The organism is Rhodococcus sp. NPDC019050 (genome assembly GCF_055664235.1).
On the sequence record NZ_JBVOON010000023.1, the window covers coordinates 27,733 to 52,491 of the forward strand.

A 24,759-nucleotide genomic window follows, 5' to 3' on the forward strand; every position below is an offset into this window, starting at 1 on the left:
GGGGCTGCCCGCGCGTCCGGTTCACGAAAGTAGGAGAAAGCAATGACATTGGTTCCGGCGCGACTCGGATACGCACTGTTCACCATGGTGGATCCGACGCGCGGTCACGAGGTCGAGTACAACCGCTGGTATGAGCGCGACCACCGCTATTCGGGCTGCATGGTCGGTCCGGGCTGGTTCGCCGGCAGCCGCTGGGTCGCCACGAAGGCTCTGAAGGACCTGCGCTTCCCGGAGACCGGACCGGTCGCGACCAAGACCGAGGACGGCTCGTACCTCGCGATCTACTGGGTGCACGAACCCGATGCGGACGTCGCCGACGCCTGGGCTCAGAAGCAGGTCGGCGAACTCTACGCCGCCGGACGTGGTTTCGCCGAGCGTGAGCACGTCCACACCGGGCAGTACCTGCCGGACTCGGACATCTCGGCACACGAGGACGGTGTCCCGCTCGAGCTCGCACACGATCATCGTTACGGTGGGCTCGTCACAGTCATGATCGAGCCGGCCGACGGCGTCGACCGCGCCACCGCGCTCGAGACCGTCAATAACGGCCCCGTCGCGAAGCTCCTCGCCACCGGCACCGTCGATCTCGTGAGCAACTGGCGCATGAAGCCCTGGCCCGCCGATCACAGCGTGCCGATGAAGATGGGTAACGACGGCGGATCCACCGACCGCATCCTGCAGATGTGCTTCCTCGAGGGAGATCCCGCCGAGAGCTGGCAGCACATCGTCGACTACGCCGCGAACATCGAGAGCTCGGGTGCCGGTCGCGTCACCTTCGCGTCACCGTTCATCCCGACGGTGGTCGGTACGGACAAGTACACCGACGAACTGTGGTGACGCCTGTGTTGAACGGTGAGAAGATCCTGGTGACCGGGGTGACCGGGCAGATCGCCTTCCCGATCGCGAGAATGCTCGCGACCGAGAACGAGGTGTGGGGTCTGGCTCGGTTCAGCAGGCCCGAAGACCGGCAGCGTGTGAGCGAAGCGGGAATCACCCCGGTGACATGCGATCTCGGTGAGGGCGACTTCGCCGGCGTCCCGGCCGACTTCACGTACGTAGTACACCTGGCGGCGAGTCTGGCTGCGGGATGGGATTACGACGCTGCGATCCGCGCGAACGCCGAAGGAACCGGACTCCTTCTGCAGCACTGCCGATCTGCCAAAGGCGCCCTCGTGATGTCGACCCATTCGGTCTATCGGCCGCAGGACGACCCCTTGCACGTGTTCACCGAACAGTCGCCGCTGGGGGAGTGCAACAGCACGCACACCCCGACCTACTCGGTGTCGAAGATCAGCCAGGAAGCCACCGCCCGGCTTGCCGCGCGCGCATTCGGTATCCCGGTCACGATCGCTCGGATGAACGCCTCGTACGGTCCCAACGGCGGACTGCCTGCAATGCACATCGATGCCATCGCCGAAGGCCGGCCGATCACCACCCGCTGGGATCCGTGCATGTACAGCCCGATCTACGAAGACGACATCAATACCCAGGTGAGTGCTCTGCTCGAGGGGGCTTCCACCCCTACCCGCATCGTCAACTGGGGTGGCGACGAACCGGTGAGCGTCCAGGAATGGGCGGCCTACGCCGGCGAGTTGATGGGGGTCGACCCCGTTGTCGACGTGGCTCCGATCGAGGGAACGTTGCGCGGATCCATCGCGGACACCACGTTTCGTGCCTCTATCACCGGGCCGTGCGCAGTGGATTGGCGCGAAGGCATCCGCCGGACGATCGCCGCTCGCCATCCGGACAAGCTCGTCGCGTCCGCCCTCTCGTGAGAATCCTTTCGTAGAACACCATTTGGGAGAAGACATGCCGACGACAGAGCACGATGTGCTGCCTACCGAACGGACCGGAACGCCGGCGAGCCCGGAACTTCTGGAACGCCGCGCAATGTTCGCCGCTACCGAGGTCGACCCCGCGCTGGGAATCACGACCGGTGACGCGGAATTCGCGGGTGTGCAGTGCCGGACCGTCCGGGCCGGTGACCGTGCCACCATCCTCTATCTGCACGGGGGCGGATACCGGATGGGCAGCCCGGAGGCGTACAACGCCTACGCAGCGAAGATCGCGGCCGGCGCCGAGGCCACTGTCGTCCTGCCGCGGTATCGACTTGCGCCGGAGAACCCGTTCCCGGCAGGGCTTCGCGACGCCGTCGCTGTCTACGAAGCACTCGCATCCGCAGCGGAGGGGCCGATCGTCCTTGCCGGTGACTCGGCGGGCGCTGGTCTCGCCGCCTCGGTGGTCGTCGCGGCAAGGGCGGGTGGCCTGCACACTCCCGACGGATTGATGCTTCTGTCACCGTGGCTCGACTTGCGCTGCTCGTCGTCGTTCTACGAAACCGCGCCCGACGTCTTCTTCCCGCTGGCAACAGCAGAGTCGGCACGCGAGGATTACCTGCAGGGCGCCCCGGAAAGCGACCCGCTGGCCTCGCCGTTGCTGGCCGACCACACCGAATTCCCGCCCACGTTGATCCAGGTGGGCGGCAACGAGGCGCTTGTCGGTGATGCGCTCGCGATGGCCGGATCCCTCGCGACCGCGAACATCACCTGCGTTCTGGAAGTGGTTGCAGGCCAAGGGCACACGTGGCCGTTGATCCAACCCGATCACAGCGTCACCCTCGCGTCGATCGAGTCGTGCGTGCGGTTCGTCCGCTCGATCGGATCAGGCAAGGACGCCGGCCGGTAGGGCAGACGCCCGAGATCCTGACCCGTCAGGCCTGCTCGGCGATTGGGGTGAGCACCGATCGTGCTTCGGTGATCAGTTGCGTGAATCCGGGTTCTTCGATCGGCCAGTGCCCGCAGTTGTCGAGCAGTACCGACCGAGTGGGGGCGGAGATGCGGTCGAGGAACCGCTGACTGGGCGGAGGCGGGGTCCATCGGTCGGCCGCGGGGTGCAGGAGCGTAACCGGGGCCGAGGTGAACTGCTCGGGCGATGTGTGCGGGTAGGCGAACCAGTCCGCGAAGAAGCCCAGGGGGACGGTCACCCCTCCTCCGCGCGGATCGGATGCGACTGCTCGGAAGGATGGAACGTGGCACGGGGACCCCCTGCGGTAAGGTGGTTGACTATTCAATTAATTCTGGAGGTTCGGACGTGCAGTTCGGAATTTTCACCATCGGTGACGTCACACCGGACCCCACCACGGGCGCTGCCCCGAGTGAGCACGAGCGCATCGTCTCCATGACCGAGATCGCCTTGAAAGCCGAGGAGGTCGGGCTCGACGTCTTCGCCACAGGGGAGCACCACAATCCGCCCTTCGTGCCGTCCTCGCCGACCACCATGCTCGGCTGGATCGCCGCACGGACGGAAAAGCTCATCCTCTCCACCGCAACCACGCTGATCACCACCAACGATCCGGTCAAGATCGCCGAGGACTACGCGATGCTCCAGCATCTGTCCGGCGGCCGTGTCGACCTGATGATGGGTCGCGGCAACACCGGCCCGGTCTATCCGTGGTTCGGCAAGGACATCCGGCAGGGAATCCCGCTGGCCATCGAGAACTACCACCTGCTCCGGCGTCTGTGGCGCGAGAAGGTTGTCGACTGGGAGGGCAAGTTCCGGACCCCGCTGCGCGGCTACACCTCGACACCCAGCCCGCTCGACGGCACACCGCCGTTCGTATGGCACGGTTCGATCCGCTCGCCGGAAATCGCCGAACAGGCAGCGTTCTACGGCGACGGCTTCTTCCACAACAACATCTTCTGGAACAAGGAACACACCCAGCAGATGATCACCCTGTACCGGAACCGCTTCGAGCAGTACGGGCACGGCGCGGCCGAGCAGGCCATCGTCGGACTCGGCGGCCAGGTGTTCATGGCGAGCACCGAGGCGGAGGCCAAGCGGGTGTTCCGGCCGTACTTCGACAACGCGCCCGTCTACGGCCACGGCCCGTCCCTCGAGGAGTTCACGACGACGACTCCGCTGACCGTGGGCACGCCCGAGCAGGTCGTCGAACGTACCCTCGGTTTCGCCGACTACGCGGGCGACTACCAGCGTCAGCTTTTCCTCATGGATCACGCCGGTCTGCCGCTCGACGTGGTGCTCGAGCAGATCGAGATCCTCGGTCGTGAGGTGGTGCCGGTGCTCCGCACCGAGTTCGACCGCCGGCGCCCCGCGCACGTGCCGTCCGATCCGCCCACCCATGCGTCGCTCGTGACCGAAGGCCCCGGGTCACCGCACCGGCTCGTCGCCCCGGCTACGACCGACGGCGCCGCCGGAGCCCGGAAATAAGCGAGGGAGCCGCCGGCGTCACCGCCAGGTGATCGGCAATCCGACCGAGGCCAGCCACGCGTCGACGTCGTGGCCGTGGGCGGCGATGCCGTCGACCGCTTCGAACGCGCAACACCGCGCGTTCGGCGTCGTCGGTGTCGATCAGGCCCGCGGCGACGGCGGCGAACAATTCGTCGACATCTTCGACCGCGGTGCCGACACCGGTGTCGACCAGTAGATCGAGGTAGTGGTCGCGCGAATGCCACACGTCACCGTCTCGCCAGAATTCGCCCACATCGACGTAGCGATCCAGGTCGCGCTCGTGCCCGGGACGGTAATGGAAGATGGTCACCCGGAGGTGCCGGGACGGTAGGACCCAGGACTCGATATAGCCGAATTCGTGATGGTCCGCCGGACGCGCCATGTACAGGCCCCAGGGTTCGACCCGGTAGACCTCGACCGGTCGCACGTTGCCCTTCGGGTCGGTGTTGGTCTGCGCGGGAACGTCGAAGCGTTCCACTTTGATGGGGTGAAGGTGCGGCGGCATGCCCGCACGTTACCGCCCGTGCAGGAACCGGCGTTGCGCCTCGGTGGGGGATCGGTGGGCCCGTCGGCCGGCGGCACGTGTCGGTGGGAGCAATTACCCTGGAATCATGGCGTTCGCAAGTGAGCATCCCGTAGTCGCCCATTCCGAGTTCCGTCCTGTCGGCGAGATCGAACGCACCGATGCCCCGTTCGAGGTCGTCAGCGAGTACGAACCCGCCGGCGACCAGCCTGCTGCGATCGACGAACTCGAGCGCAGGCTGAAGGCGGGGGAGAAGGACGTCGTTCTGCTCGGTGCGACCGGTACCGGTAAGTCCGCGACCACCGCGTGGCTCATCGAGCGGTTGCAGCGTCCCACCCTGGTGATGGCACCGAACAAGACCCTCGCCGCGCAGCTTGCAAACGAGTTGCGGGAGATGTTGCCCCACAACGCCGTCGAGTACTTCGTCTCGTACTACGACTACTACCAACCCGAGGCGTACATCGCGCAGACCGATACCTACATCGAGAAGGACTCGTCGATCAACGACGACGTCGAGCGGTTGCGGCACTCCGCGAGTTCGTCGCTGCTGTCCCGCCGCGACGTCGTGGTGGTCGCCTCGGTGTCCTGCATCTACGGCCTCGGTACCCCGCAGTCCTATCTCGACCGGTCGATCCAACTGGATGTGGGCCTCGAGGTTCCGCGCGACGCCCTGCTCCGTCTGCTCGTCGACGTGCAGTACAACCGCAACGACCTAGCCTTCACCCGTGGCTCGTTCCGGGTCAAGGGCGACACCGTCGACATCATCCCGGCGTACGAGGAACTCGCGGTACGCATCGAATTCTTCGGCGACGAGATCGAGGCGCTCTACTACCTGCACCCGCTCACCGGTGACGTCGTCCGCAAGGTCGATTCGTTGCGGATCTTCCCGGCGACCCACTACGTGGCCGGGCCGGAGCGGATGGAACGGGCCGTAAAGAGCATCGAAGCCGAACTCGAGGAACGCCTTGCCGACCTCGAGAACCGCGGAAAGCTTCTCGAGGCTCAGCGGCTGAGGATGCGCACGCAGTACGACCTCGAGATGATCCGGCAGGTCGGATTCTGCTCCGGTATCGAGAACTACTCGCGGCACATCGACGGCCGGCCAGCAGGTTCCGCACCCGCCACGCTGATCGACTACTTCCCGGAGGACTTCCTTCTCGTCATCGACGAGTCGCACGTGACGGTGCCCCAGATCGGTGCCATGTACGAAGGCGACATGTCGCGCAAGCGCAACCTCGTCGAGTTCGGTTTCCGGCTGCCCTCGGCCGTCGACAACCGCCCGCTCACCTGGGAGGAGTTCGCGTCTCGAATCGGCCAGACCGTATACCTGTCGGCGACGCCCGGACCGTACGAACTCGGACGTACCGGCGGCGAATTCGTCGAACAGGTGATCCGCCCGACCGGCCTGGTCGACCCGAAGGTCGTCGTCAAACCCACCAAGGGCCAGATCGACGACCTGATCCACGAGATCCGGGAGCGGGCCGACCGCGACGAACGCGTGCTCGTCACGACGCTGACCAAGAAGATGGCCGAGGACCTCACCGACTACCTGCTCGAACTCGGTATCCGGGTGCGGTACCTGCACTCCGACATCGACACGTTGCGCCGCGTCGAACTGCTCCGGCAGTTGCGTCTGGGCGAGTACGACGTCCTCGTGGGCATCAACCTGCTCCGTGAGGGTCTCGACCTTCCCGAGGTGTCGCTCGTCGCGATCCTCGACGCCGACAAGGAAGGCTTCCTCCGGTCGAGCACGTCGCTGATCCAGACCATCGGACGCGCGGCGCGCAACGTGTCCGGCGAAGTACACATGTACGCGGACAAGATCACCGACTCGATGGCCCGCGCCATCGACGAGACGGACCGTCGCCGCGAAAAGCAGGTCGCCTACAACAAGGAGCACGGCCTCGACCCGCAACCGTTGCGCAAGAAGATCGCCAACATTATGGACCAGGTGTATCAGGAAGCAGAGGACACCGAAGCCATCGAGGTGGGCGGCTCGGGCCGCAATGCGTCGCGAGGGCGCCGGGCTCAGGGCGAGTCGGGACGCGCGACGAGTTCCGGCGTAGTCGAGGGTCGCGACACCTCGACGATGCCCCGTGCCGAATTGGCCGATCTCGTGCAGCAACTCACCGACCAGATGATGCAGGCCGCACGCGATCTGCAGTTCGAGCTTGCGGGCCGGTTGCGCGACGAGATCGCCGATCTCAAAAAGGAATTGCGAGGGATGGACGCTGCCGGCCTGAAGTAGCCGAGGCCCACGCAGCCCGTAGCGGATCCCGTGACGTAGGCCTCACCTGCAGGATTTGTCGCGCCACGGTGTGGTGTGGGACCCAAATGCCCCATGCGCCCCGATGTCACCGATACTGTCTACGCCAGCGCCGGGCGAGGGAGGGCACCCACGTCTTCCACCGGCACCATCGGCGGTATGCGTCGGTGACCGGATACTCGATGGAGGAACGAATGAGCGCCTACCGGACCATTGTCGTCGGGACGGACGGTTCGGAATCGTCGTACAAGGCGGTGGAGAAGGCAGCGGCTCTGGCGGGGGACGCCGGCGCGAAGTTGGTGATCGCCTGCGCGTACTACCCCGCAGATCCCAAGGACACGGCGCAGGCCGTGGACGTGCTGCGTGACGAGGCCTATCAGGTCACCGGTTCCGCACCGACCTACGACATTCTCCGTACCGCGCGGGAGAAGGCGACCGTCGCCGGCGCGAAGAACATCGTCGAGCGGCCCATCGTCGGGTCGCCCGTCGAGTCGCTTCTCGCGCTCGTCGCCGAGGTCGAGGCCGACCTCATCGTGATCGGCAACCGTGGACTCAACACCCTCACCGGCCGGCTCCTGGGTTCGGTCCCCTCGGATGTCGCGCGCAAGGCGACCTCCGACGTGCTGGTCGTGCACACCGTCCGCTGATACCGCCGGCGCCGGGCAACCGGCACCAAGTCAGCAGTAGGTGTCGCGGGTGATCTCGACATAGTGCCGGGCGGCGTCGTCGTCCGGCACTGTCGTGTGCGTCGCTTCCGCTGCATACGCGGCGAGCGGCCGGGCCGTCTCCAGGATGCGCTCCTCCGGCACACCCGCTGCCACCTGATCGCACAGTCCGCGAGCCACCGCGAGCAGTGTCTCGTCCGGGATGTCCGCGACCAGGCCGGCTTTCGTCAACGTCTCCTTCAGGTGCGTGGCGCGGCCGTCCAGCACGGGTGGTTCGACCGCCGCAGTGGGAGCAGGTGTCTCTGTCGCCTCGACCTGGTCGACGTCCGTGCTCCCCGAGCAGGCAGCAGCGGTGAGCACCGCCGCAGCGGCGAGCCCCACCCGAGCGGCGGCGCCGATCGGCAACCGTCCCATCACCTTCACCTCACACCCTCTGACGAACCGGACGCACGTGTCGCGGGGGGCCGCAGCGACGGCACCGTGCACAGGACCGTACCGCCCCCGCATTACGGAACGGTTCCGATGCCCCCCGCCGTCATTGCTCAGCTGGGCACCGGAGCGGCGATGCCGTCGAGCACCCGGGGAAGTTCGGTCGTGTACAGCACGCCGAGCCGTTGGGTCGCTCGCGTCAGCGCCACATAGAGGTCGTTCATGCCGCGCGGTGATTCGGAGAGGATCTCGGACGGCTCCACCAACAGCACGGAATCGAACTCGAGGCCCTTGACGTCCTTGACGGCGGCCACCGTCACCGACTGCGACGCCAGATGCGCCCACTCGGGAACCAGCCGCGGCGGGACCAGAACTGCCGTCGTGCCCGGGCCCGACTCCTCGCCGAGTGCCTCACGGACAGCCTCGGCCAACGTGGCGGCGTCCACCGGCCGCGCCCAGGGCTCGTACCCGGATTCGCGGACCGACTCCGGCGGGACCTGTGCGGGGTCGATCTCCGCGAGCACCGCATGCGCGACACGCATGATCTCGGCCGGGGTGCGGTAGTTGACGGTCAGTTCCGCCTTCTTCCACCGGTTCGCCACGTACGGCTCGAGAACCTGCTGCCACGACGTGCTGCCCGCGGGATCGCCCGTTTGCGCCGTGTCACCCACGAGGGTCATCCAGCGGTTCGGGATGCGGCGCATCAGGGCACGCCATGCCATCTCCGACAACTCCTGCGCCTCGTCGACGATCACGTGGCCGTAGGTCCAGGTGCGATCACCGGCAGCCCGCTCCGCAGTCGTCTCGAAACGGCGGTGGTCCTGTCGCTCGGCGAGTTGCGACGCGTCGATGAGGTCGTAGGCCATGAGGAGTTCGGGGTCGAGGTCGTCTTCGAGATCCTGCGGCGCCGACCCTGTCAAGATGTCGAGGGCTCCTTGGGCGTCGGCGATCTGCCGGCGCCACCGGCGGGAAGCGCGCTCCCGTTCCGCGGCGTCGTCCACCCCGAGCAACTCGGCGATCTCGTCGAGAAGTGGAGCGTCGGCGGCACTGAACCGGCCACCGCTGTGCGGACGGTACAACGCGTCGATCTCGTCCTCCGACAGCCTGGGCGCGGCCGAGGCGAGACGTTCCCGCGAGCCCAGCAGATCCGTGAGCACCTGCTGCGGTGTCAGCTCCGGCCACAACGCGTCGATTTCGGACACGATGTCCCGGTCCGCGCGCATCTCCGACCGGATGTCGTCGATGTCGTCGCGGCTCAGCAGATTGCCGCCGTTGACGAGATCGGTGCCGATGATCGAGGCGAGCTGATCCGCGAGTGCTTCGATGACCGCGGACACGAAGATGGGTCGAGCCAGGTTGTGCGGCCGCCGCGACGAGCGTGCCCGCCCGCGCGCCCGCGTGACCGACTTCCGGTCCAGGGTGAGGCGATAGGTATCGAAGGACAGGACGACGGGGGAGGCCGGGACCTCCTGCCGGTCCCGCACCGCCTTCTTGAGGATGTCGATCATCGCCGACGAGCCCTTGAGTTCACCGGCCACGCGGTTGTCGTCCAGGGTCGCCTTCACGCCGGGATACATATCCCCGACGGTGGACAGCAGCACGCCGGTCTCACCGAGCGACGGCAGCACCTGCCCGATGTAGTCGAGGAACGTGGAGTTCGGGCCGATGATCAGCACGCCGCTCTTCGCAAGCTGCTTGCGGTACGTGTAGAGCAGATATGCGGCGCGATGCAACGCCACCGCGGTCTTGCCGGTGCCCGGCCCGCCCTGCACCACGAGCACGCTGCGGTGCTCCGACCGGATGATCGCATCCTGCTGTGCCTGGATGGTGGCGACGATGTCGTGCATCTGTCCGGTACGCGCCGCGTTGAGGGCAGCCAGCAGGGCCGACTCGCCGGCCACTCCGCCAGCGGCCGGGGTATCGGAGTGCTCGCGCGCCGCGTCGAGGTCGAGGTACTCGTCGTTCAGGGCGGTCACCGACCGGCCGCGGCTGCGGAGGTGGCGGCGCAGCACCACCCCGTCGGGTGTCGCGGGGGTGGCGAGGTAGAACGGCCGCGCCTGCGGCGCTCGCCAGTCCAGCAGGAGCGACTCGTAGTCGTTGTCTTCGTCCAGGATGCCGATGCGGCCGATGTACCGGCTGTCGAGTTGCTCTGCGCCGTCGACGGTGTCGCGCACGTCGATGCGCCCGAAGCACAACCCGTGTTCCGCGGCGTCGTACTTCGCGAGATCTTCCGTGTACATCTGCGTGAACGACTCACGTTCGCTGCGTGCCTGCGGTGTACCGCCCGATTCGCGGAGTACGCGCGTGAGACGGTTCTTCGCGTAGTCGCGCAGGTCGTCGAGGTGCCGGTACAGCATCGAGACGTATGCCTGCTCGTGGTCGAGGTCGGGGTGGGACGCGCCATCGGCCGGCACATGAACTCCTCGGATAGAAACAGATCGAACGCGTGGGGCGTCGACGGAAGTGCCCGAGAAGTCTAGTCGGATCGCCGGGGGCGTCGAGGAACACCCGGAGACAAAGCGGCAGGCACGCGGATCCGGGTGGATCCACGTGCCTGCCGCGGAAGCCGATCACTCGGCTCGCTGTGCTCGTTTCGAGGCGGTCTTACCGCTTCTTCTCGAGCGCCTTACGGTTCTTCTCGATGGTCTTTTCTGCCTGCTTGCGGGCCTTCTCGGCGCTGATCCGGGCCTTCTCAGCGGCCTTGAGCGCCTTGGCGTTGAGCACCGCCGAACGCTCGTCTGCAAGCTGTGCCCACTCGCTGCTGCGATCACGGGCGGTGTCCAGGAACTTGGTGCCGCGTACACGGGCGACCTCGGCGATCTCGGGGCCGCGTTCCTTCGCGACGTCGAGCAGTTCGGTGCCGCGCTCGCGTGCGGTGTCCGCGAACACGGGGCCGCGTTCCTTCGCGATGTCGATCAGGCCGGTGCCGCGCTCCCGTGCGCGTTCTGCGAGTACGGGGCCACGATCACGCGCAACCTCGAGGAAGTCGGTGCCGCGTTCCTTCGCCACCTCGGCGAGGACGGGACCACGTTCCTTGGCGACATCGAGCAGATGACCACCGTGTTCGGCTGCGTCACCGGTCAGGGACTTCACGCGATCGGCGACGTTGCTGAAAGCCTCCGCAGTGCCGCGATCGGAGGAAGCTGCGAGGGGGAGAGCCGCAGCCACGGAAGCCTGGGCGTGCCGCGCCGCGCGGCGGCCTCGCCATCCGAGCGACGGTTTGCCTTCGGTGTCCACCGCGGCGATGAGAAGTCCGCCCAGAAGGCTGACGCTCTTGATGAACTCGGTGCGCTGCCGGGACCGCGTTTCGGCGTCCTGTGCGTTCCAGAAGTCGTGGCCGACCGCAGTGCTGGGTACGAGAGTTCCGGCGAGGGCGAGTGCCGAGAGTCGAGGTGCCTTGCCCAGCGCGAACAGTGCGCCGGCGCCGATCTGCACCGCTGCGTTGAGCTGGATCAGCGTCTCGGGGTTGCTCGGGAGCCGATCGGTGACCGAGGCGGGCAGTACATTCACCGCCTGATCCAGCCCGGGTTGGGCCGCCTTCGCCCGCGGAGCGGGATTGCGGAGAGCATCGACGCCCCCGGCAATGAAAATGGACGCGAGCATCGGTCTCGCGAGTCTCCGGACGATCATGTAATTCCTCCCGTTGTCGGGTGTGTTGCCACCGGACCCCGTGTACCCCCACTGCCGTCGGAATATGCCCCGGGCATCCCGGAGCGCTGCCCGAGATGCCCTTTTCCGTCCCGAAGGGTCAATTCGCATCGGACGGAAAAGAGAGATAAGCAGAATTAAGGCGGCTCCACCCTTCGCCGCGGCCGAGGTGGCCGTCCGTTGAAGGCTTGTGCCCCAACGGTTTCGAGAAGATGAGCCGTGCAAGGTCTCGCGCACGACGTCTGACATCGGCGACCGGGTGGTGCCAAAAGTTCGGTCGTAGACGCACCCTCAGCTCTGTACGCGCCGGGGATCAAACCCGTGCTGGGTTCGTCTTCGCTTTCCCGGGTGACAGCACAAGGTCGGCGACGACCTCGAAATATGGCGCGTCGGTACCGCGGCTCGTGGTCCGCTCCACCGACACGCGCGCGGCCGGGCCGTCCAGCCGGAGAGTCGCGATCTGATTGCCGAAAGTGGGCCCGGCGATCCGGTCCCACTCCACCGGTGAGGGAGGCGCGGGAGCGACGAGCCGGAGCAGTGCCCGTACCGAACGTTCCGCGGCGCGACTCCACGCTGCCCGGAATCCGGCCCGAACCACCGCCGGAACGCGATTGTGCAGTGGTGAACACGTCAACTGATACACCAGTGACTGTGTCGGAAAAGTGAAGCGTGCTTGTGCCGCGTAGGCGTGGTGCACGTCGCCCGACAACACGCAGATCGTCGCCGGCGGGGTACCGGACGAACCGGTGCGGCCTCCCCTGGCAACCTCGCCGAAAAGTCGAGCGAGCCGGTCGAACGAGTCGTGGAACGCTGCCCAGTGTTCGAGATCGGCACCGCGGCGCAGCGTCTCCGCCCACCGTGCGAGTCGCGGACCCCGCTCTCCGAACGCCAACTGCTCGTCCCAGGACTCGGCGTCGTGCAGCGCTCGGGGAAGCAGCCAGGGCAACGACGTTCCCACAAGAAGATGGTCGTAGTCGCCGACCGTCTGGTCTTCGATCCAGTCGAACTCCGGGTCGGACACCATCTCGCGCCGCTCCGAGGTGAGCACGCGGCCGCAACGCGAGTCGATCACGAGAAGGCGCACCGACCCGAAATCCCGGCGATAGGACCACTGCACTCCGTTGCCGCCGTCGGCTTCCTCGTCGGCGTCGGAGGCGAACGCGCGGAGAATTGCAGTCGCGTCCTCGCCGGCCCCGCGAACCTTCGCGTACAACTCGTTCGACTTCAGTTCGTTCGGTGAGAGGTTCCCGAGGTGCTGGTAGATCCAGTACGACATGAGCGCACCGACGATGCGTTCCTCCCACCAGTTGCTCGCCTCGAATTCCGCGCGCCACGACTGCGAAGTGTTCCAGTCGTCGTGCACGTCGTGGTCGTCGAAGATCATCGAGGTCGGCACGGTCGAGAGCAGCCACCGCACCTCGGGATCCGACCACGACTGCGCATACAGCCATGTGTATTCCTCGAAGTCGCGCACCTGGGCGCCGGGTGGTTCGTCGAGGTCGTGCCGCTCACCGACGCGGCGCAGGATCTCCTCCGACAATTCGTCGGCGTACACCTGGTCACCGAGGAGGACCAAGGCGTCGGGCCACTTTTCGCGCGACTGCGTCCTCATCCGCTGGGCATACACGGCGAGCGCGTCCGCGCCGAGAGAATCGTCGTTTCCGTGCTCGGTGGTAGCGACCCGGCACGACCCGAAGGCAAGTTCGAAGCGGCCGTCATCGGCGAGGGAGCGGATGACGGAAGGATCATCGTCCGCGGTCGGCCAGACGTCGATGTCGTCGAGCCGGACGTTGTACGGGGTGGTGGAGCCCGGCTCCAGGCCTTCGATCACCACGAGGGCGTAATGGTGTCCAGCCACCGACCAGGTCGGTTCGGAACGACCGAGAATCTCGACGGTGCAGGGCGCAGACGTTTCCACCCAGACCGTCGCATCCGTGGAGCCGACGTGTCTGAGGACGGGGCCGAGCAGAAGTGCCGCCATGATTCACCGTGCCGGAAGGTCACAAGCGCGAGGTCTGATGCGACCGAATGGTACCGGCTCGGCCGGTCGATCCCCGCGAAACGAGCACGGGAAAACGGAATCGGAGGACTCTTGGTCATGCCGGACTGCTCGGCCCGGCACAGCGCGCAACGAGGGGAGCCCGGCGTGGACGACAGCCAGGACGACACCGATTGGAACAACCTCGACGACGACGCGAAGCGGCAGGCGAAGGAAAAAGCCGAGGAGGTACGCATGATGTACGAACCCGGCGTCCGGCGCACCGCCATCGTTCCGGGTACCGACGGCATGGTCTCGGGTACGGCCTTCGCCGACCCCGACGAAGACAACCGCGAGGACGAATCCGGAAAGGACCGGCAGTAGGAGCGATCGGATCCTGCCGGACGCCGGATCTCCGGTCGGTGGCGATGGCGCGGAATCGCACGCGAGGAGGCCACGGTGGTGCAAGATGTGCGGATGCCTGCACACATCACCACCGCACCGCCCACGGTTCACACCGCGCTCCTCGGTCTGGGGGTCTACCGGCCTCGTCGTGTCGTGCCCAACTCGGAGATCGTCGAGCGCATCGATTCCACCGACGAATGGATCCGAACACGCTCCGGGATCACCGCGCGCCGCTGGGCCGACTCGGACGAAACCATCGTGTCGATGAGTACCGCGGCCGCCCGCGACGCGCTCACCGCGGCGGGCATGGATGCCGACCAGATCGACGCCGTCGTCCTGGCCACTTCGTCGCAGATGGTGCTGGGACCGTCGGCAGGAGCTGTGGTCGCCACCGAGTTGGGCATGCACAACACGGCCGCCTACGACGTCTCCGCCGGTTGCGCCGGTTTCTGCTACGCGCTCGGTAACGCGTCGAGCCTGGTGCGCGCAGGCCAGGCGCGCAACGTCCTCGTCATCGGCGTGGAGCGACTGTCGGATCTTCTCGATCCCACCGACCGGTCCTGCGCGTTCATCTTCGCCGACGGCGCCGGTGCCGCGATCGTGGGGCCGTCGGATTCGGAGGGGATCGGACCGGTTGCCTGGGGTTCGGACGGCAGCCAGACCGACGCGATCAAGCAGGACAAGGACTTCCAGCAGTATTTTGCCGAGGTCGACGCCGCGCTGGCCGGTGGACCCGCCCCGGAACGCCCGTACATCCGAATGAACGGAGCAGCGGTGTTCCGGTGGGCCGTGACGTTCCTGGAGTCGGCCTGCAAAGACGCCCTCGCCCGGTCCGGCGTCACAGCCGACGATCTCGATGCGTTCGTCCCGCACCAGGCCAACAGCCGCATCACCGACGCGCTGATCCGGACCCTGGGACTGCCCGAAACCGCAGCGGTCGCCCGTGACATCGCCGAAACCGGGAACACCAGTGCCGCCTCGATACCGATGGCGATGGAGCAACTGCTCCGTTCCGGTGCTTCCAAGCCCGGCGATCTCGCGCTGCTGCTCGGCTTCGGCGCCGGACTGTCCTATGCCGGGCAGGTCGTACGTTTGCCGGCAATCGTGTAGTTCGCGCCGGCCGCGGTCCGGCGCCGCGTCATCGCGCCGAAGAAGCGCCCGCCACCGCCGCCGCTGTCCGCTCGTGCGGATAGTCGGCGGCGCGGTGCTGGAACGCGGTGATTGCCGGATTCCGGATCACCCCGTCGCGGATTTCGATCGCACGGGTGATGACCAGATCGTCGTCCCACGCGTCGGGGCCGGACAAGACCGTCCGCAGGTGAGGGAGCAGCGCTTCGCTGATCTCCCAGGTCGCGGAGTTCCACAGGTACGAGGGACTGTGGTCCACCGCGTAATAGGTGACGTTGTCGCCCACCACGAAGCTCGGCTCGGTGAACGAGGTGGGACGCGCCCAGCTGAAACCCATACCGGCGTCGCACGACACGTCGACGATCAGGCTGCCGGACGCAAAGGCCGCCAGATCCTCTTCGATCAGGAAGGTCAGCGGCTCGTTGGGATCTTGGAGCACGCAATTGACGACGATGTCGTTCTCCGCGAGGTACGGCGCGAGAGGCACCCGCCCCTCGTCGGTGAGCACGTAACTCCGGTGCGGATCGGTGGCGTCGTGTTCGAACCTGACGATCTGTGCCGAATGGATCGGGGATCCGACCGCCGCGACGTCGCGGTTAGTCAGCACCCGGACGTCGTCGACGCCGTGCGCGTTCAGCGCAGTCACCGCGCCGCGTGCCGTAGCCCCGAACCCGATGACGACGGCTCGCAGACGCCGGCCGTAGTCACCGGTGGAGCCGATGATCTGCAGGCCGTGGATGACGGAGCTGTATCCGGCGAGTTCGTTGTTCTTGTGGAACACGTGGAGGCCGAAACTGCCGTCGCTGCGCCAGTGGTTCATCGCTTCGAAGGCGATCAGCGTCAGCCGCCGGTCGATGGCGTGCTGGGTGACGTCGGTGTCCTGGACACAGTGCGGCCAACCCCAGACGGTCTGCCCCTCACGGAACTCCGCGAGGTCCGCCGCCTGGAGCTTGGGCAGCGCGATCACGTCGCACTCCGCGATCAGCTGATCCCGGGAACGGAAACCGGCGACCCACGGCTCGATCTCGCAGTCGGACACCCCGAACGGCTCGCCGTACCCGGGTTCGAGATAGATGTGTGCACGCAAATCCTCGTCGATGCGAGAGAAATGGTGCGGATGGATCGGGAGGCGACGCTCGTTCTTTTTCCGAGAGCGCGCCAGAACACCGAGATCGAGCATATGTAGTTGTGCTCCTGCAAATTCGGGTGGTGAGTGGGAGTCGCGTCAGCGCTTCTTGACGTGGGCGACGATCTCGGGGTCTGCCTTGGCATTCCCGGATTTCTTGTCGGCCCGCTTTTCCTTCAGCGACTTGCCGGACCTCTTGGACATGGAACTGCGAGGCGATTTGTCGGCCATGCTGCCACCCTCATTCGAGGACCTGAACGGTCCTGATGGCCTGACACTACGGGATCACGGGCCCGATCCACGCCCGTGAACCGAAACGGACATCCTGGCGGTCACTCCCGGAGGGGGATCTCGGTCACCAACCGCGCTTGCGCCATTCACCCAGATGCGGACGTTCCGCGCCCAGCGTCGAATCCTTGCCGTGCCCGGGGTAGAACACCGTCTCGTCGTCGAAGCGGTCGAAGATCTTCGATTCGACATCGTCCATCAGCGAGCGGAAGGCGTCGTCGTCCGGCGTCTTGCCGACCCCTCCGGGAAAGAGGGAATCGCCGGTGAAGATGTGGTGCTTACCGGTGCCTTGTTCGGTGAGAACCAGCGCAACCGAGCCCGGTGTGTGCCCTGCGAGGTGAATCACTTCGAGATCCAGGTCACCCACCCGAAGCGACTTTCCCTCGGTAAGAATCCGGTCGGGAACCACCGGCAGCGGCCCGGCGTCGAGGGCGTGCGCGGCGGTGGGTACGCCGGTCGCCTGCGCGACCTGCTCGAGTCCCTGCCAGTGGTCCCAGTGCTGATGCGTCGTGACGACGAGTTCGAGGTGGGGAGCGTTGTCGCGGAGGAACTGCACGAGAATGTCGGGATCGTTTGCGGCATCGATGAATACAGACTTGCCGGTCGCGGTATCGGTGACGAGGTAGGTGTTGTTGTTCATCGGGCCGACGGCGAGTTTCACGATCTCCGCGCCGGGGACGGTGCGTCGCTGGGCGGGACCCCCGGGGGTGACATCGCCGGTGTAGGTGTCCTCGATGATCACGGGCTGCTGCGTCATACGGCAAACCTACCGTCGTACGGCCGTGGGTGAGACGAAGCACGCCCGGCCGCTGTCGGTGCCCCCGCCTACCATGGAAAAAGGCCGGACATCGGTCGTGTCTACAGGAAGGATATGGCGTGGCGGACCGCCTGATCGTGCGTGGAGCACGGGTACACAACCTGCGGGGTGTAGACCTGGACCTACCGCGCGACAGCCTCATCGTGTTCACCGGCCTGTCGGGATCTGGCAAGTCGAGCCTGGCGTTCGACACCATCTTCGCGGAGGGCCAGCGGCGCTACGTCGAGTCGTTGTCGGCATACGCCCGGCAGTTCCTCGGGCAGATGGACAAGCCGGACGTCGACTTCATCGAGGGCCTGTCGCCGGCTGTGTCCATCGACCAGAAGTCCACCAACCGCAACCCGCGGTCGACGGTCGGCACCATCACGGAGGTCTACGACTACCTCCGTCTGCTCTATGCGCGCGCCGGCACGCCACACTGCCCGGTTTGCGGTGAAGAGATCTCCCGGCAGACCCCGCAGCAGATCGTCGACCAGGTCCTCGACATGGAGGAGGGCGCGCGGTTCCAGATCCTCGCGCCGGTCGTGCGTACCCGCAAGGGCGAGTTCGTGGACCTGTTCGAGCAGCTCAGCGTGCAGGGCTATTCGCGTGTGCGGGTGGACGGCGTCGTCTATCCGCTGTCGGATCCGCCGAAGCTCAAGAAGCAGGAGAAGCACGACATCGAGGTCGTGGTCGACCGGCTGGCCGTCAAACCGAGCGCCAAGCAGCGTCTGACCGACTCGATCGAAACCGCTCTGCGCCTCGCGGAAGGCGTGGTCGCGCTCGATTTCGTCGACCGCGACGAGAACGCGCCGGATCGTGAGCGCCGGTTCTCCGAATCTCTGGCGTGCCCCAACGGCCATCCCCTGGCAATCGACGATCTCGAGCCGCGTTCGTTCTCCTTCAACTCGCCCTACGGCGCGTGCCCCGAATGTGCCGGTCTCGGTGTCCGGAAGGAGGTCGACGTCGATCTCGTCGTGCCCGACCCGGACGTCAGCCTGGCGGACGGCGCGATCGCGCCCTGGTCCATGGGCCAGAGTGCGGAATACTTCACGCGCCTGCTGACCGGTCTCGCCGACGTCATGGGGTTCGACATCGACACGCCGTGGAGGAAGCTTCCCGCCAAGGTCCGCAAGGCAGTCCTCGAGGGGAGCACCGACCAGGTGCACGTGCGGTACAAGAACCGGTACGGCCGGGTGCGTTCGTACTACGCCGAGTTCGAAGGTGTGATGCCGTTCCTGCATCGGCGCCTCGAGCAGACCGAGTCCGATCAGATGAAGGAACGCTACGACGGCTACATGCGGGAAATCCCTTGTCCCGCATGTAAAGGCGCCCGGCTGCGGCCGGAGATCCTTTCGGTCACCATCACCGCCGGCAACCACGACAGCAAGTCGATCGCAGAGGTCTGCGAGCTGTCGATCGCCGAGTGCGCCGAGTTCCTCGACACCCTGACCCTGGGCAGCCGTGAGGCGGCCATCGCCGGTCAGGTGCTCAAGGAGGTGCAGGCAAGGCTCGGGTTCCTGCTCGATGTCGGCCTGGACTACCTGTCGCTCGCCCGCGCCGCCGCGACGCTCTCCGGTGGCGAGGCGCAGCGCATCCGGCTCGCGACCCAGATCGGGTCCGGTCTCGTCGGCGTCCTCTATGTGCTCGACGAACCGTCGATCGGGTTGCATCAGCGCGACAATCGCCGGCTCATCGACACCCTCACGCGGTTGCGCGATCTGGGGAACACCCTGATCGTCGTCGAGCACGACGAGGACACCGTCCGCGCGTCCGACTGGGTCGTCGACATCGGCCCCCGCGCCGGCGAGCACGGCGGCCGCGTGGTGCACAGCGGCACCTACAAGGAACTGCTCGACAACCCCGAGTCGCTGACCGGCGCGTACCTGTCCGGCCGCGAAGCCATCGAGATCCCGGCGATCCGTCGTCCCGTCGACCCCAAGCGGCAGATCACCGTCGTGGGTGCGCGGGAGAACAACCTCCACGACATCGACGTCTCGTTCCCGCTCGGTGTGCTCACCTGCGTCACCGGCGTATCCGGTTCGGGTAAATCCACGCTGGTCAACGACATTCTCGCGACGGTGATGGCGAACAAGCTCAACGGGGCGCGCCAGGTGCCCGGCCGGCACACCCGCATCAACGGTCTCGACCAGCTCGACAAGCTCGTGCGCGTCGACCAGTCTCCGATCGGTCGCACGCCGCGGTCCAACCCCGCGACCTACACCGGGGTGTTCGACAAGATCCGCACGCTGTTCGCGGCCACCACCGAGGCGAAGGTGCGCGGCTACCAGCCCGGACGGTTCTCTTTCAACGTCAAGGGCGGACGCTGCGAGGCGTGCTCGGGCGACGGCACCTTGAAGATCGAGATGAACTTCCTGCCCGACGTCTACGTGCCGTGCGAGGTGTGTCACGGGGCGCGGTACAACCGCGAAACCCTCGAGGTGCGCTACAAGGGCAAGACGATCGCCGAGGTCCTCGACATGTCGATCGAGGAGGCGGCCGAGTTCTTCCAGCCCGTCACCTCGATCCACCGCTATCTCAAGACACTCACCGAGGTGGGACTGGGATACGTGCGGCTGGGCCAGCCGGCCACCACGCTGTCCGGCGGCGAAGCCCAGCGCGTCAAGCTCGCGGCGGAACTGCAGAAGCGGTCGAACGGGCGCACCGCGTACATCCTCGACGAGCCGACCACCGGCCTGCACTTCGAGGACATCCGCAAACTGCTCGGCGTCATCAACGGGCTTGTCGACAAGGGCAACACCGTCATCGTCATCGAGCACAACCTCGACGTCATCAAGACGGCCGACTGGGTGATCGACATGGGACCCGAAGGCGGAGCCGGGGGCGGCACCGTCGTCGGACAGGGCACGCCCGAGGACATCGCCGAGGTGGAAGCGAGCTACACCGGGCGCTTCCTCGCCGAGGCGCTCGCGCCTGTACCGCCCGCGCCGAAGAAGGCTCCGGCCCGGAAGCGGGCGGCGAAGAAGAAGGTCGCGGCGAAATAGTCACGCAGGACACCCGGGAGCGGCGCCGAGCGCTGCGTCCCGGGTGTCGTGCTGTGCGGGTCGGATCAGTAGACGGGGCCGGTGTACTTCTCGCCGGGACCGAATCCGGGCTCGTCGGGAGTCGACGATGCCTCCCGGAACGCGCGCTGCAGTGCTTGCAGGCCCTCTCGGATCGGTCCGGCGTGCGGTCCGAGGTATTCCACCGACGCGGTGACGAGACCGGCCAGCGCCGTGATTACGCGCCGCGCCTCGTCGAGGTCGAGGTGGCTGCTCTGCTGGGGATCGGTGTCGCCGAGGCCCAATTTCTCGGCGGCGGAACTCATCAGCATCACGGCGGCGCGGCTGATCACCTCGACGGCCGGGATCTCGGCGAGTTCGCGCACGTCCTCCGGCGCAACGTTGGGGTCCTGGGGATCGGGTGCCTCGGTCATACCGTCGAGGATTCCACTGCGGGCCGGAGCGCCGCCGCGCGGGTGTGTGCTCGCGGGCCGATTCGAAGCCGGGAGCCATCTTTGCTAGACTGGAATCTACGACCGCCCGTGCCTCGCGGCATGGGCAGCAAAGTGGAGTCCGACTCCCACCTCTGGCGGCACTCAGATGCAGTTCAGTGGTCCGGTCTTCCCGGTGCTCGCACCGTGGATGCCGCATCCTCGAGGATGCAGGACGAATGTGCAGTCCAACTGCAGATCGTCGACCGGTCGGTATCGGACCCCGCGTGGAGCCTCGGCACCACAGCGGGGTCTTTTCGTCGAGGAATTCGGGCCACTAGCTGCGGTGCGGTCACACCGACCCACCGTTCTACCTAGGAGGCCACATCAGCGCTGAGACCCGCATCAACGAACGCATCCGAGTTCCCGAGGTCCGTCTCGTCGGACCTGGCGGGGAACAGGTCGGCATCGTGCGTGTTGAAGATGCACTCCGCCTGGCTATCGAAGCCGACCTCGACCTCGTCGAGGTGGCGCCCGACGCTCGGCCGCCGGTCTGCAAGATCATGGATTACGGCAAGTTCAAGTACGAGAACGCGCAGAAGGCGCGCGAATCGCGCAAGAACCAGCAGATGACCGTGATCAAGGAGCAGAAGCTCCGGCCCAAGATCGACGATCACGACTACGAGACCAAGAAGCGCAACGTCGTTCGCTTCCTCGAGGCCGGGTCCAAGGTCAAGGTCACCATCATGTTCCGTGGCCGTGAGCAGTCGCGTCCCGAACTCGGGTACCGGTTGCTGCAGCGTCTGGGTGCGGATGTCGCCGAACTCGGCTTCATCGAAACCTCCGCGAAGCAGGACGGTCGCAACATGACCATGGTGCTGGCCCCGCACAAGGGCGCGAAGACCCGCGCGAAGGCGCAGGAAGCCGCCCATGCTGCACCGGTCAACACCGCGCAGCCCTCGAGCACCGCGCAGGCAACGCAGGCATCTGCCCCTGCGACCCCGCCGCCGGCGCCGCAGCAGGGCGACGCCCCAAGCAGCTAGCCGCTCGAACCAGCACACCCGGTGCTGCGTGCGAGCACCGATGTACACACCGACAAGAACTGAGGACTCCATGCCCAAGTCGAAGACCCACAGCGGCACCGCGAAGCGATTCAAGGTGTCCGGCAGCGGGAAGATCCTGCGCCAGAAGGCCGGGCGCCGCCACCTTCTCGAGCACAAGCCTTCGACCGTCACTCGCCGTCTCGACGGCGTGGCAGTGGTCGCGCCCGCGGACACCCCGCGGGTCAAGCGCCTGCTCGGCCTCTGAGCTTCCCCGACCGTTTCCCGCTCTCCGGGGACGAAACAATGTCGTCCCCCGAACTTTGACAGGACTTAACCAGTGGCACGCGTGAAGAGGGCCGTCAACGCCCAGAAGAAGCGCCGTTCGATTCTCGAGGCCTCGAAGGGCTACCGCGGGCAGCGCTCGCGTCTGTACCGCAAGGCCAAGGAGCAGCAGCTTCACTCGCTGACCTACGCCTACCGCGACCGTCGCGCCCGCAAGGGTGATTTCCGCAAGCTGTGGATCAGCCGTATCAACGCGGCGGCTCGCGCCAACGACATCACCTACAACCGCTTCATCCAGGGCCTCAAGGCCGCGGGTGTCGAGGTCGACCGCAAGATCCTCGCCGAGCTCGCCGTCTCCGACGCCGAGGCATTCGCCGGCCTGGTCGCGCTCGCCAAGGCTGCGCTGCCGGCCGACGTCAACGCTCCGGCTGCCTGAGCACGACGCTGAACGACGACACAACACAGGAACGGCCCGTGGATCCGCTCACCGAGCGCACCCCGCGGGTCGTTTCTGCTGTGAAACTGCTGCGGGCCGCCGAACGACGCAAGACGGGACGGTTCCTCGCCGAAGGTGAGAACTCGGTCACCGAAGCTCTCGCGGCCGGTCACGTCCACGAACTGTTCGTCACCGAGGCCGCCGCCCTGCGCTACCCGGCTGCGGTCGACGCGGCGCAGCGCGCCGGCGCGCGGGTTGCCGTCGTGACCGAGAAGGCCGCGTCCCGGCTCTCGGACACCGTCACCCCGCCGGGTCTGGTCGCCGTGTGCGACACCCTCGACGTGTCGCTCGACTCGGCGCTCTCGCCCCGGCCCCGTCTGCTGGCGGTACCCGTCGCGATCGCGGAACCCGGCAACGCCGGCACCCTGATCCGTGTCGCGGACGCTGTCGGCGCCGACGCGGTGATCCTCGCCGGCGACTCGGTGGACCCGCACAACGGGAAGTGTGTGCGTGCGTCGGCAGGCAGCATCTTCCACCTGCCGGTTGCGCGGGAGCGGGACACCCTGCGTGTTCTCGACGCCCTCTCCGGCGCAGGCGTGCAGATCCTCGCGACGGCCGCCGACGGCGAGGTCGAACTCGACGACGCCGACGAACTGCTGGCCCGTCCCACGGCGTGGCTGTTCGGTAACGAGGCCCACGGTCTCGATCCGGAGGTCGCCGCGCGGGCAGACCATCGGGTCCGTATCCCGATCCGGGGTCGTGCCGAGTCTCTCAACCTCGCTACCGCAGCGTCGATCTGCCTGTACGCCAGCTCCCGGGTGCAGCACCGGCCCCCGGTGCAGACTCGGGCCTCCGGACCCATCACATAGGATTTGTCGGTGCGCCGTCGACCATCCGGTCACGGTCGCGCCTGCGAGAACAAGTTCGAACCACCGTTTGCCGAAGAAGGAGTTGCACCGGTCGTGGCCAAGAAAGAGGGCGGCACTCCGCCTGCAGTCGATCCGAGCGCCTTGACCGAGGAAGCTCTCGCCGCGGCGGAGAAGGCCGCAATCGAGGCGTTCGCGGCCGCTTCCGACCTCGACGAACTCGCTCGCACCAAGGTCGACCACCTCGGCGACAAGGCGCCCATCTCCCTCGCCAAGCGGGCACTCGGATCCCTGCCGGGCAACGAACGCGCCGATGCGGGCAAGCGGGTGAACGCGCACCGCGCCGCCGCGCAGGCCGCGTTCGACGCCCGCAAGGAAGAACTGCAGGCCGAGCGTGACGCGGCGGTACTCGTCGCCGAAGCGGTCGACGTCACCTTGCCCGCGACCCGTCGCCCGCTCGGTGCCCGGCACCCCATCAGCATCATTTCCGACCAGGTCTCCGACGTGTTCGTCGCAATGGGCTGGGAGATTGCCGAAGGGCCGGAGGTCGAAACCGAGCACTTCAACTTCGACGCCCTCAACTTCCTGCCCGACCACCCGGCCCGCACGATGCAGGACACCTTCCACATCGCACCGGAGGGGTCGCGTCAGGTGCTGCGTACCCACACTTCGCCGGTGCAGGTGCGCACCATGCTCCACCGCGACATCCCGATCTACGTGGTGTGCCCGGGCCGCACCTTCCGCACCGACGAACTCGACGCCACCCACACCCCCGTCTTCTCCCAGGTGGAGGGACTCGCGGTGGACAAGGGCCTGACGATGGGTCATCTGCGGGGCACCCTCGACGCGTTCGCCCGCGCCCTCTTCGGCCCGGAGACACGGACCCGCATGCGGCCCAACTACTTCCCGTTCACCGAACCGTCCGCCGAGGTGGACGTGTGGTTCCCGAACAAGAAGGGCGGCGCCGGCTGGGTCGAGTGGGGCGGTTGCGGCATGGTGAACCCGAACGTGTTGCGGGCCTCGGGCATCGATCCCGAGGTGTACACCGGATTCGCGTTCGGCATGGGCCTCGAACGCACCCTCCAGTTCCGCAACGGCATCTCCGACATGCGCGACATCGTCGAAGGCGACGTGCGTTTCACCCTGCCCTTCGGTGTGCAGGGCTGACGCCCTCCACCGCCGTCCGTGCCCCGAACAAA

23 protein-coding genes and 1 pseudogene are annotated in these 24,759 nt (G+C 66.8%); 14 read left to right on the forward strand and 10 right to left on the reverse strand.

Annotation, left to right across the window (positions count from 1 at the left end; translation table 11 throughout):
- Positions 1 to 42: 42 nt before the first annotated feature.
- Genes AC0B44_RS19480 through AC0B44_RS19490 form a run of 3 tightly spaced genes read left to right on the forward strand, consistent with a single transcriptional unit; the run spans position 43 to position 2,685 of the window.
- Positions 43 to 837 carry a hypothetical protein gene (locus tag AC0B44_RS19480; protein ID WP_471904445.1) on the forward strand — a complete coding sequence of 265 codons (795 nt, stop codon included), beginning with the start codon at positions 43 to 45 and terminating at the stop codon, positions 835 to 837.
- Positions 834 to 1,775: an NAD-dependent epimerase/dehydratase family protein gene (locus tag AC0B44_RS19485; RefSeq protein WP_471904446.1), complete on the forward strand. Its 942-nt coding sequence runs from the start codon at positions 834 to 836 to the stop codon at positions 1,773 to 1,775. Before AC0B44_RS19480 ends, AC0B44_RS19485 begins: the two co-directional genes overlap by 4 nt.
- Positions 1,776 to 1,809: 34 nt before the next feature.
- Positions 1,810 to 2,685, forward strand: a complete 876-nt coding sequence (locus tag AC0B44_RS19490; RefSeq protein WP_471904447.1) for an alpha/beta hydrolase fold domain-containing protein — start codon at positions 1,810 to 1,812, stop codon at positions 2,683 to 2,685.
- Between the two features lie 25 nt (positions 2,686 to 2,710).
- On the opposite strand, the gene AC0B44_RS19495 is transcribed toward AC0B44_RS19490, so the two are convergent.
- Entirely contained in the window at positions 2,711 to 2,983 is a 273-nt protein-coding gene (locus AC0B44_RS19495; RefSeq protein ID WP_471904448.1) for an alpha/beta fold hydrolase, read from the reverse strand.
- Between the two features lie 107 nt (positions 2,984 to 3,090).
- On the opposite strand from AC0B44_RS19495, the gene AC0B44_RS19500 reads away from it, so the two are divergent.
- Positions 3,091 to 4,227 carry an LLM class flavin-dependent oxidoreductase gene (locus AC0B44_RS19500; RefSeq protein WP_471904449.1) on the forward strand — a complete coding sequence of 379 codons (1,137 nt, stop codon included), beginning with the start codon at positions 3,091 to 3,093 and terminating at the stop codon, positions 4,225 to 4,227.
- Positions 4,228 to 4,245: 18 nt separating this feature from the next.
- Here the strand turns inward: AC0B44_RS19500 and AC0B44_RS19505 are convergent.
- Positions 4,246 to 4,753: pseudogene (locus tag AC0B44_RS19505) on the reverse strand (ribonuclease FAU-1 family protein).
- 106 nt (positions 4,754 to 4,859) lie between these two features.
- Between AC0B44_RS19505 and uvrB the strand changes: the two are divergent.
- Both uvrB and AC0B44_RS19515 read left to right on the forward strand, forming a co-directional pair.
- Positions 4,860 to 7,019 (forward strand): excinuclease ABC subunit UvrB, encoded by a 2,160-nt coding sequence (gene uvrB / locus AC0B44_RS19510; protein ID WP_471904450.1) that lies wholly within the window; start codon positions 4,860 to 4,862, stop codon positions 7,017 to 7,019.
- 212 nt (positions 7,020 to 7,231) lie between these two features.
- The gene (locus tag AC0B44_RS19515; protein WP_072699162.1) at positions 7,232 to 7,684 is read left to right on the forward strand and encodes a universal stress protein; all 453 of its coding nucleotides are present in this window, start codon (positions 7,232 to 7,234) and stop codon (positions 7,682 to 7,684) included.
- A gap of 30 nt (positions 7,685 to 7,714) precedes the next feature.
- Here the strand turns inward: AC0B44_RS19515 and AC0B44_RS19520 are convergent, their stop codons facing one another.
- The 4 genes from AC0B44_RS19520 to AC0B44_RS19535 all read right to left on the reverse strand — a co-directional run bounded on the left by AC0B44_RS19520 (position 7,715) and on the right by AC0B44_RS19535 (position 13,760).
- Entirely contained in the window at positions 7,715 to 8,116 is a 402-nt protein-coding gene (locus AC0B44_RS19520) for a DUF732 domain-containing protein (RefSeq protein WP_471904451.1), read from the reverse strand.
- Positions 8,117 to 8,244: 128 nt separating this feature from the next.
- On the reverse strand, positions 8,245 to 10,545 hold the full coding sequence (locus AC0B44_RS19525; protein ID WP_471904452.1) for a HelD family protein: 2,301 nt from the start codon (positions 10,543 to 10,545) through the stop codon (positions 8,245 to 8,247).
- A gap of 190 nt (positions 10,546 to 10,735) precedes the next feature.
- Positions 10,736 to 11,761 carry a DoxX family protein gene (locus AC0B44_RS19530; RefSeq protein WP_471904453.1) on the reverse strand — a complete coding sequence of 342 codons (1,026 nt, stop codon included), beginning with the start codon at positions 11,759 to 11,761 and terminating at the stop codon, positions 10,736 to 10,738.
- A 331-nt stretch (positions 11,762 to 12,092) separates the two neighbouring features.
- Positions 12,093 to 13,760 carry an alkaline phosphatase D family protein gene (locus AC0B44_RS19535; RefSeq protein WP_471904454.1) on the reverse strand — a complete coding sequence of 556 codons (1,668 nt, stop codon included), beginning with the start codon at positions 13,758 to 13,760 and terminating at the stop codon, positions 12,093 to 12,095.
- A 165-nt stretch (positions 13,761 to 13,925) separates the two neighbouring features.
- Here AC0B44_RS19535 and AC0B44_RS19540 point away from each other — a divergent pair, with 165 nt between their 5' ends.
- Positions 13,926 to 14,141 (forward strand): hypothetical protein, encoded by a 216-nt coding sequence (locus AC0B44_RS19540; protein WP_471904455.1) that lies wholly within the window; start codon positions 13,926 to 13,928, stop codon positions 14,139 to 14,141.
- A gap of 93 nt (positions 14,142 to 14,234) precedes the next feature.
- On the forward strand, positions 14,235 to 15,272 hold the full coding sequence (locus AC0B44_RS19545) for a beta-ketoacyl-ACP synthase III (protein WP_471904456.1): 1,038 nt from the start codon (positions 14,235 to 14,237) through the stop codon (positions 15,270 to 15,272).
- A 28-nt stretch (positions 15,273 to 15,300) separates the two neighbouring features.
- Here the strand turns inward: AC0B44_RS19545 and AC0B44_RS19550 are convergent, their stop codons facing one another.
- The 3 genes from AC0B44_RS19550 to AC0B44_RS19560 form a co-directional block, all read right to left on the reverse strand.
- Positions 15,301 to 16,470, reverse strand: a complete 1,170-nt coding sequence (locus AC0B44_RS19550) for a N(5)-(carboxyethyl)ornithine synthase (protein WP_471904457.1) — start codon at positions 16,468 to 16,470, stop codon at positions 15,301 to 15,303.
- Between the two features lie 45 nt (positions 16,471 to 16,515).
- Positions 16,516 to 16,647 carry a hypothetical protein gene (locus AC0B44_RS19555; RefSeq protein WP_471904458.1) on the reverse strand — a complete coding sequence of 44 codons (132 nt, stop codon included), beginning with the start codon at positions 16,645 to 16,647 and terminating at the stop codon, positions 16,516 to 16,518.
- Positions 16,648 to 16,771: 124 nt separating this feature from the next.
- Positions 16,772 to 17,461, reverse strand: coding sequence for an MBL fold metallo-hydrolase (locus AC0B44_RS19560; protein WP_471904459.1), 690 nt, complete (start codon positions 17,459 to 17,461; stop codon positions 16,772 to 16,774).
- 119 nt (positions 17,462 to 17,580) lie between these two features.
- Between AC0B44_RS19560 and uvrA the strand changes: the two genes are divergently transcribed.
- Positions 17,581 to 20,505, forward strand: coding sequence for an excinuclease ABC subunit UvrA (gene uvrA, locus AC0B44_RS19565; RefSeq protein WP_471904460.1), 2,925 nt, complete (start codon positions 17,581 to 17,583; stop codon positions 20,503 to 20,505).
- 65 nt (positions 20,506 to 20,570) lie between these two features.
- Here the strand turns inward: uvrA and AC0B44_RS19570 are convergent, their stop codons facing one another.
- Positions 20,571 to 20,936 carry a DUF1844 domain-containing protein gene (locus AC0B44_RS19570; protein ID WP_471904461.1) on the reverse strand — a complete coding sequence of 122 codons (366 nt, stop codon included), beginning with the start codon at positions 20,934 to 20,936 and terminating at the stop codon, positions 20,571 to 20,573.
- A gap of 338 nt (positions 20,937 to 21,274) precedes the next feature.
- Here AC0B44_RS19570 and infC point away from each other — a divergent pair, with 338 nt between their 5' ends.
- The 5 genes from infC (at position 21,275) to pheS (ending at position 24,727) form a co-directional block, all read left to right on the forward strand.
- Positions 21,275 to 21,976, forward strand: coding sequence for a translation initiation factor IF-3 (gene infC / locus AC0B44_RS19575; protein ID WP_206037422.1), 702 nt, complete (start codon positions 21,275 to 21,277; stop codon positions 21,974 to 21,976).
- 70 nt (positions 21,977 to 22,046) lie between these two features.
- Positions 22,047 to 22,241, forward strand: coding sequence for a 50S ribosomal protein L35 (gene rpmI, locus AC0B44_RS19580; RefSeq protein WP_072698932.1), 195 nt, complete (start codon positions 22,047 to 22,049; stop codon positions 22,239 to 22,241).
- A gap of 72 nt (positions 22,242 to 22,313) precedes the next feature.
- On the forward strand, positions 22,314 to 22,694 hold the full coding sequence (gene rplT / locus AC0B44_RS19585; RefSeq protein WP_169622984.1) for a 50S ribosomal protein L20: 381 nt from the start codon (positions 22,314 to 22,316) through the stop codon (positions 22,692 to 22,694).
- A 38-nt stretch (positions 22,695 to 22,732) separates the two neighbouring features.
- A complete protein-coding gene (locus AC0B44_RS19590) occupies positions 22,733 to 23,563 on the forward strand; it encodes a TrmH family RNA methyltransferase (RefSeq protein WP_471904462.1) in 831 nt (276 codons plus the stop codon).
- 93 nt (positions 23,564 to 23,656) lie between these two features.
- Positions 23,657 to 24,727: a phenylalanine--tRNA ligase subunit alpha gene (gene pheS, locus AC0B44_RS19595; RefSeq protein WP_471904463.1), complete on the forward strand. Its 1,071-nt coding sequence runs from the start codon at positions 23,657 to 23,659 to the stop codon at positions 24,725 to 24,727.
- Positions 24,728 to 24,759 lie beyond the last annotated feature (32 nt).

Excerpts from the sequence above, each read along its gene's own strand:
- AC0B44_RS19550 (WP_471904457.1), bottom strand. The coding sequence starts at position 16,470 with ATGCTCGATCTCGGTGTTCTGGCGCGCTCTCGGAAAAAGAACGAGCGT.
- AC0B44_RS19530 (WP_471904453.1), bottom strand. The coding sequence starts at position 11,761 with ATGATCGTCCGGAGACTCGCGAGACCGATGCTCGCGTCCATTTTCATT.
- AC0B44_RS19545 (WP_471904456.1), top strand. The coding sequence starts at position 14,235 with ATGCCTGCACACATCACCACCGCACCGCCCACGGTTCACACCGCGCTC.
- AC0B44_RS19560 (WP_471904459.1), bottom strand. The coding sequence starts at position 17,461 with ATGACGCAGCAGCCCGTGATCATCGAGGACACCTACACCGGCGATGTC.
- AC0B44_RS19520 (WP_471904451.1), bottom strand. The coding sequence starts at position 8,116 with ATGGGACGGTTGCCGATCGGCGCCGCCGCTCGGGTGGGGCTCGCCGCT.
- uvrB (WP_471904450.1), top strand. The coding sequence starts at position 4,860 with ATGGCGTTCGCAAGTGAGCATCCCGTAGTCGCCCATTCCGAGTTCCGT.
- AC0B44_RS19480 (WP_471904445.1), top strand. The coding sequence starts at position 43 with ATGACATTGGTTCCGGCGCGACTCGGATACGCACTGTTCACCATGGTG.
- rpmI (WP_072698932.1), top strand. The coding sequence starts at position 22,047 with ATGCCCAAGTCGAAGACCCACAGCGGCACCGCGAAGCGATTCAAGGTG.
- AC0B44_RS19555 (WP_471904458.1), bottom strand. The coding sequence starts at position 16,647 with ATGGCCGACAAATCGCCTCGCAGTTCCATGTCCAAGAGGTCCGGCAAG.
- AC0B44_RS19515 (WP_072699162.1), top strand. The coding sequence starts at position 7,232 with ATGAGCGCCTACCGGACCATTGTCGTCGGGACGGACGGTTCGGAATCG.
- AC0B44_RS19490 (WP_471904447.1), top strand. The coding sequence starts at position 1,810 with ATGCCGACGACAGAGCACGATGTGCTGCCTACCGAACGGACCGGAACG.
- AC0B44_RS19570 (WP_471904461.1), bottom strand. The coding sequence starts at position 20,936 with ATGACCGAGGCACCCGATCCCCAGGACCCCAACGTTGCGCCGGAGGAC.
- AC0B44_RS19535 (WP_471904454.1), bottom strand. The coding sequence starts at position 13,760 with ATGGCGGCACTTCTGCTCGGCCCCGTCCTCAGACACGTCGGCTCCACG.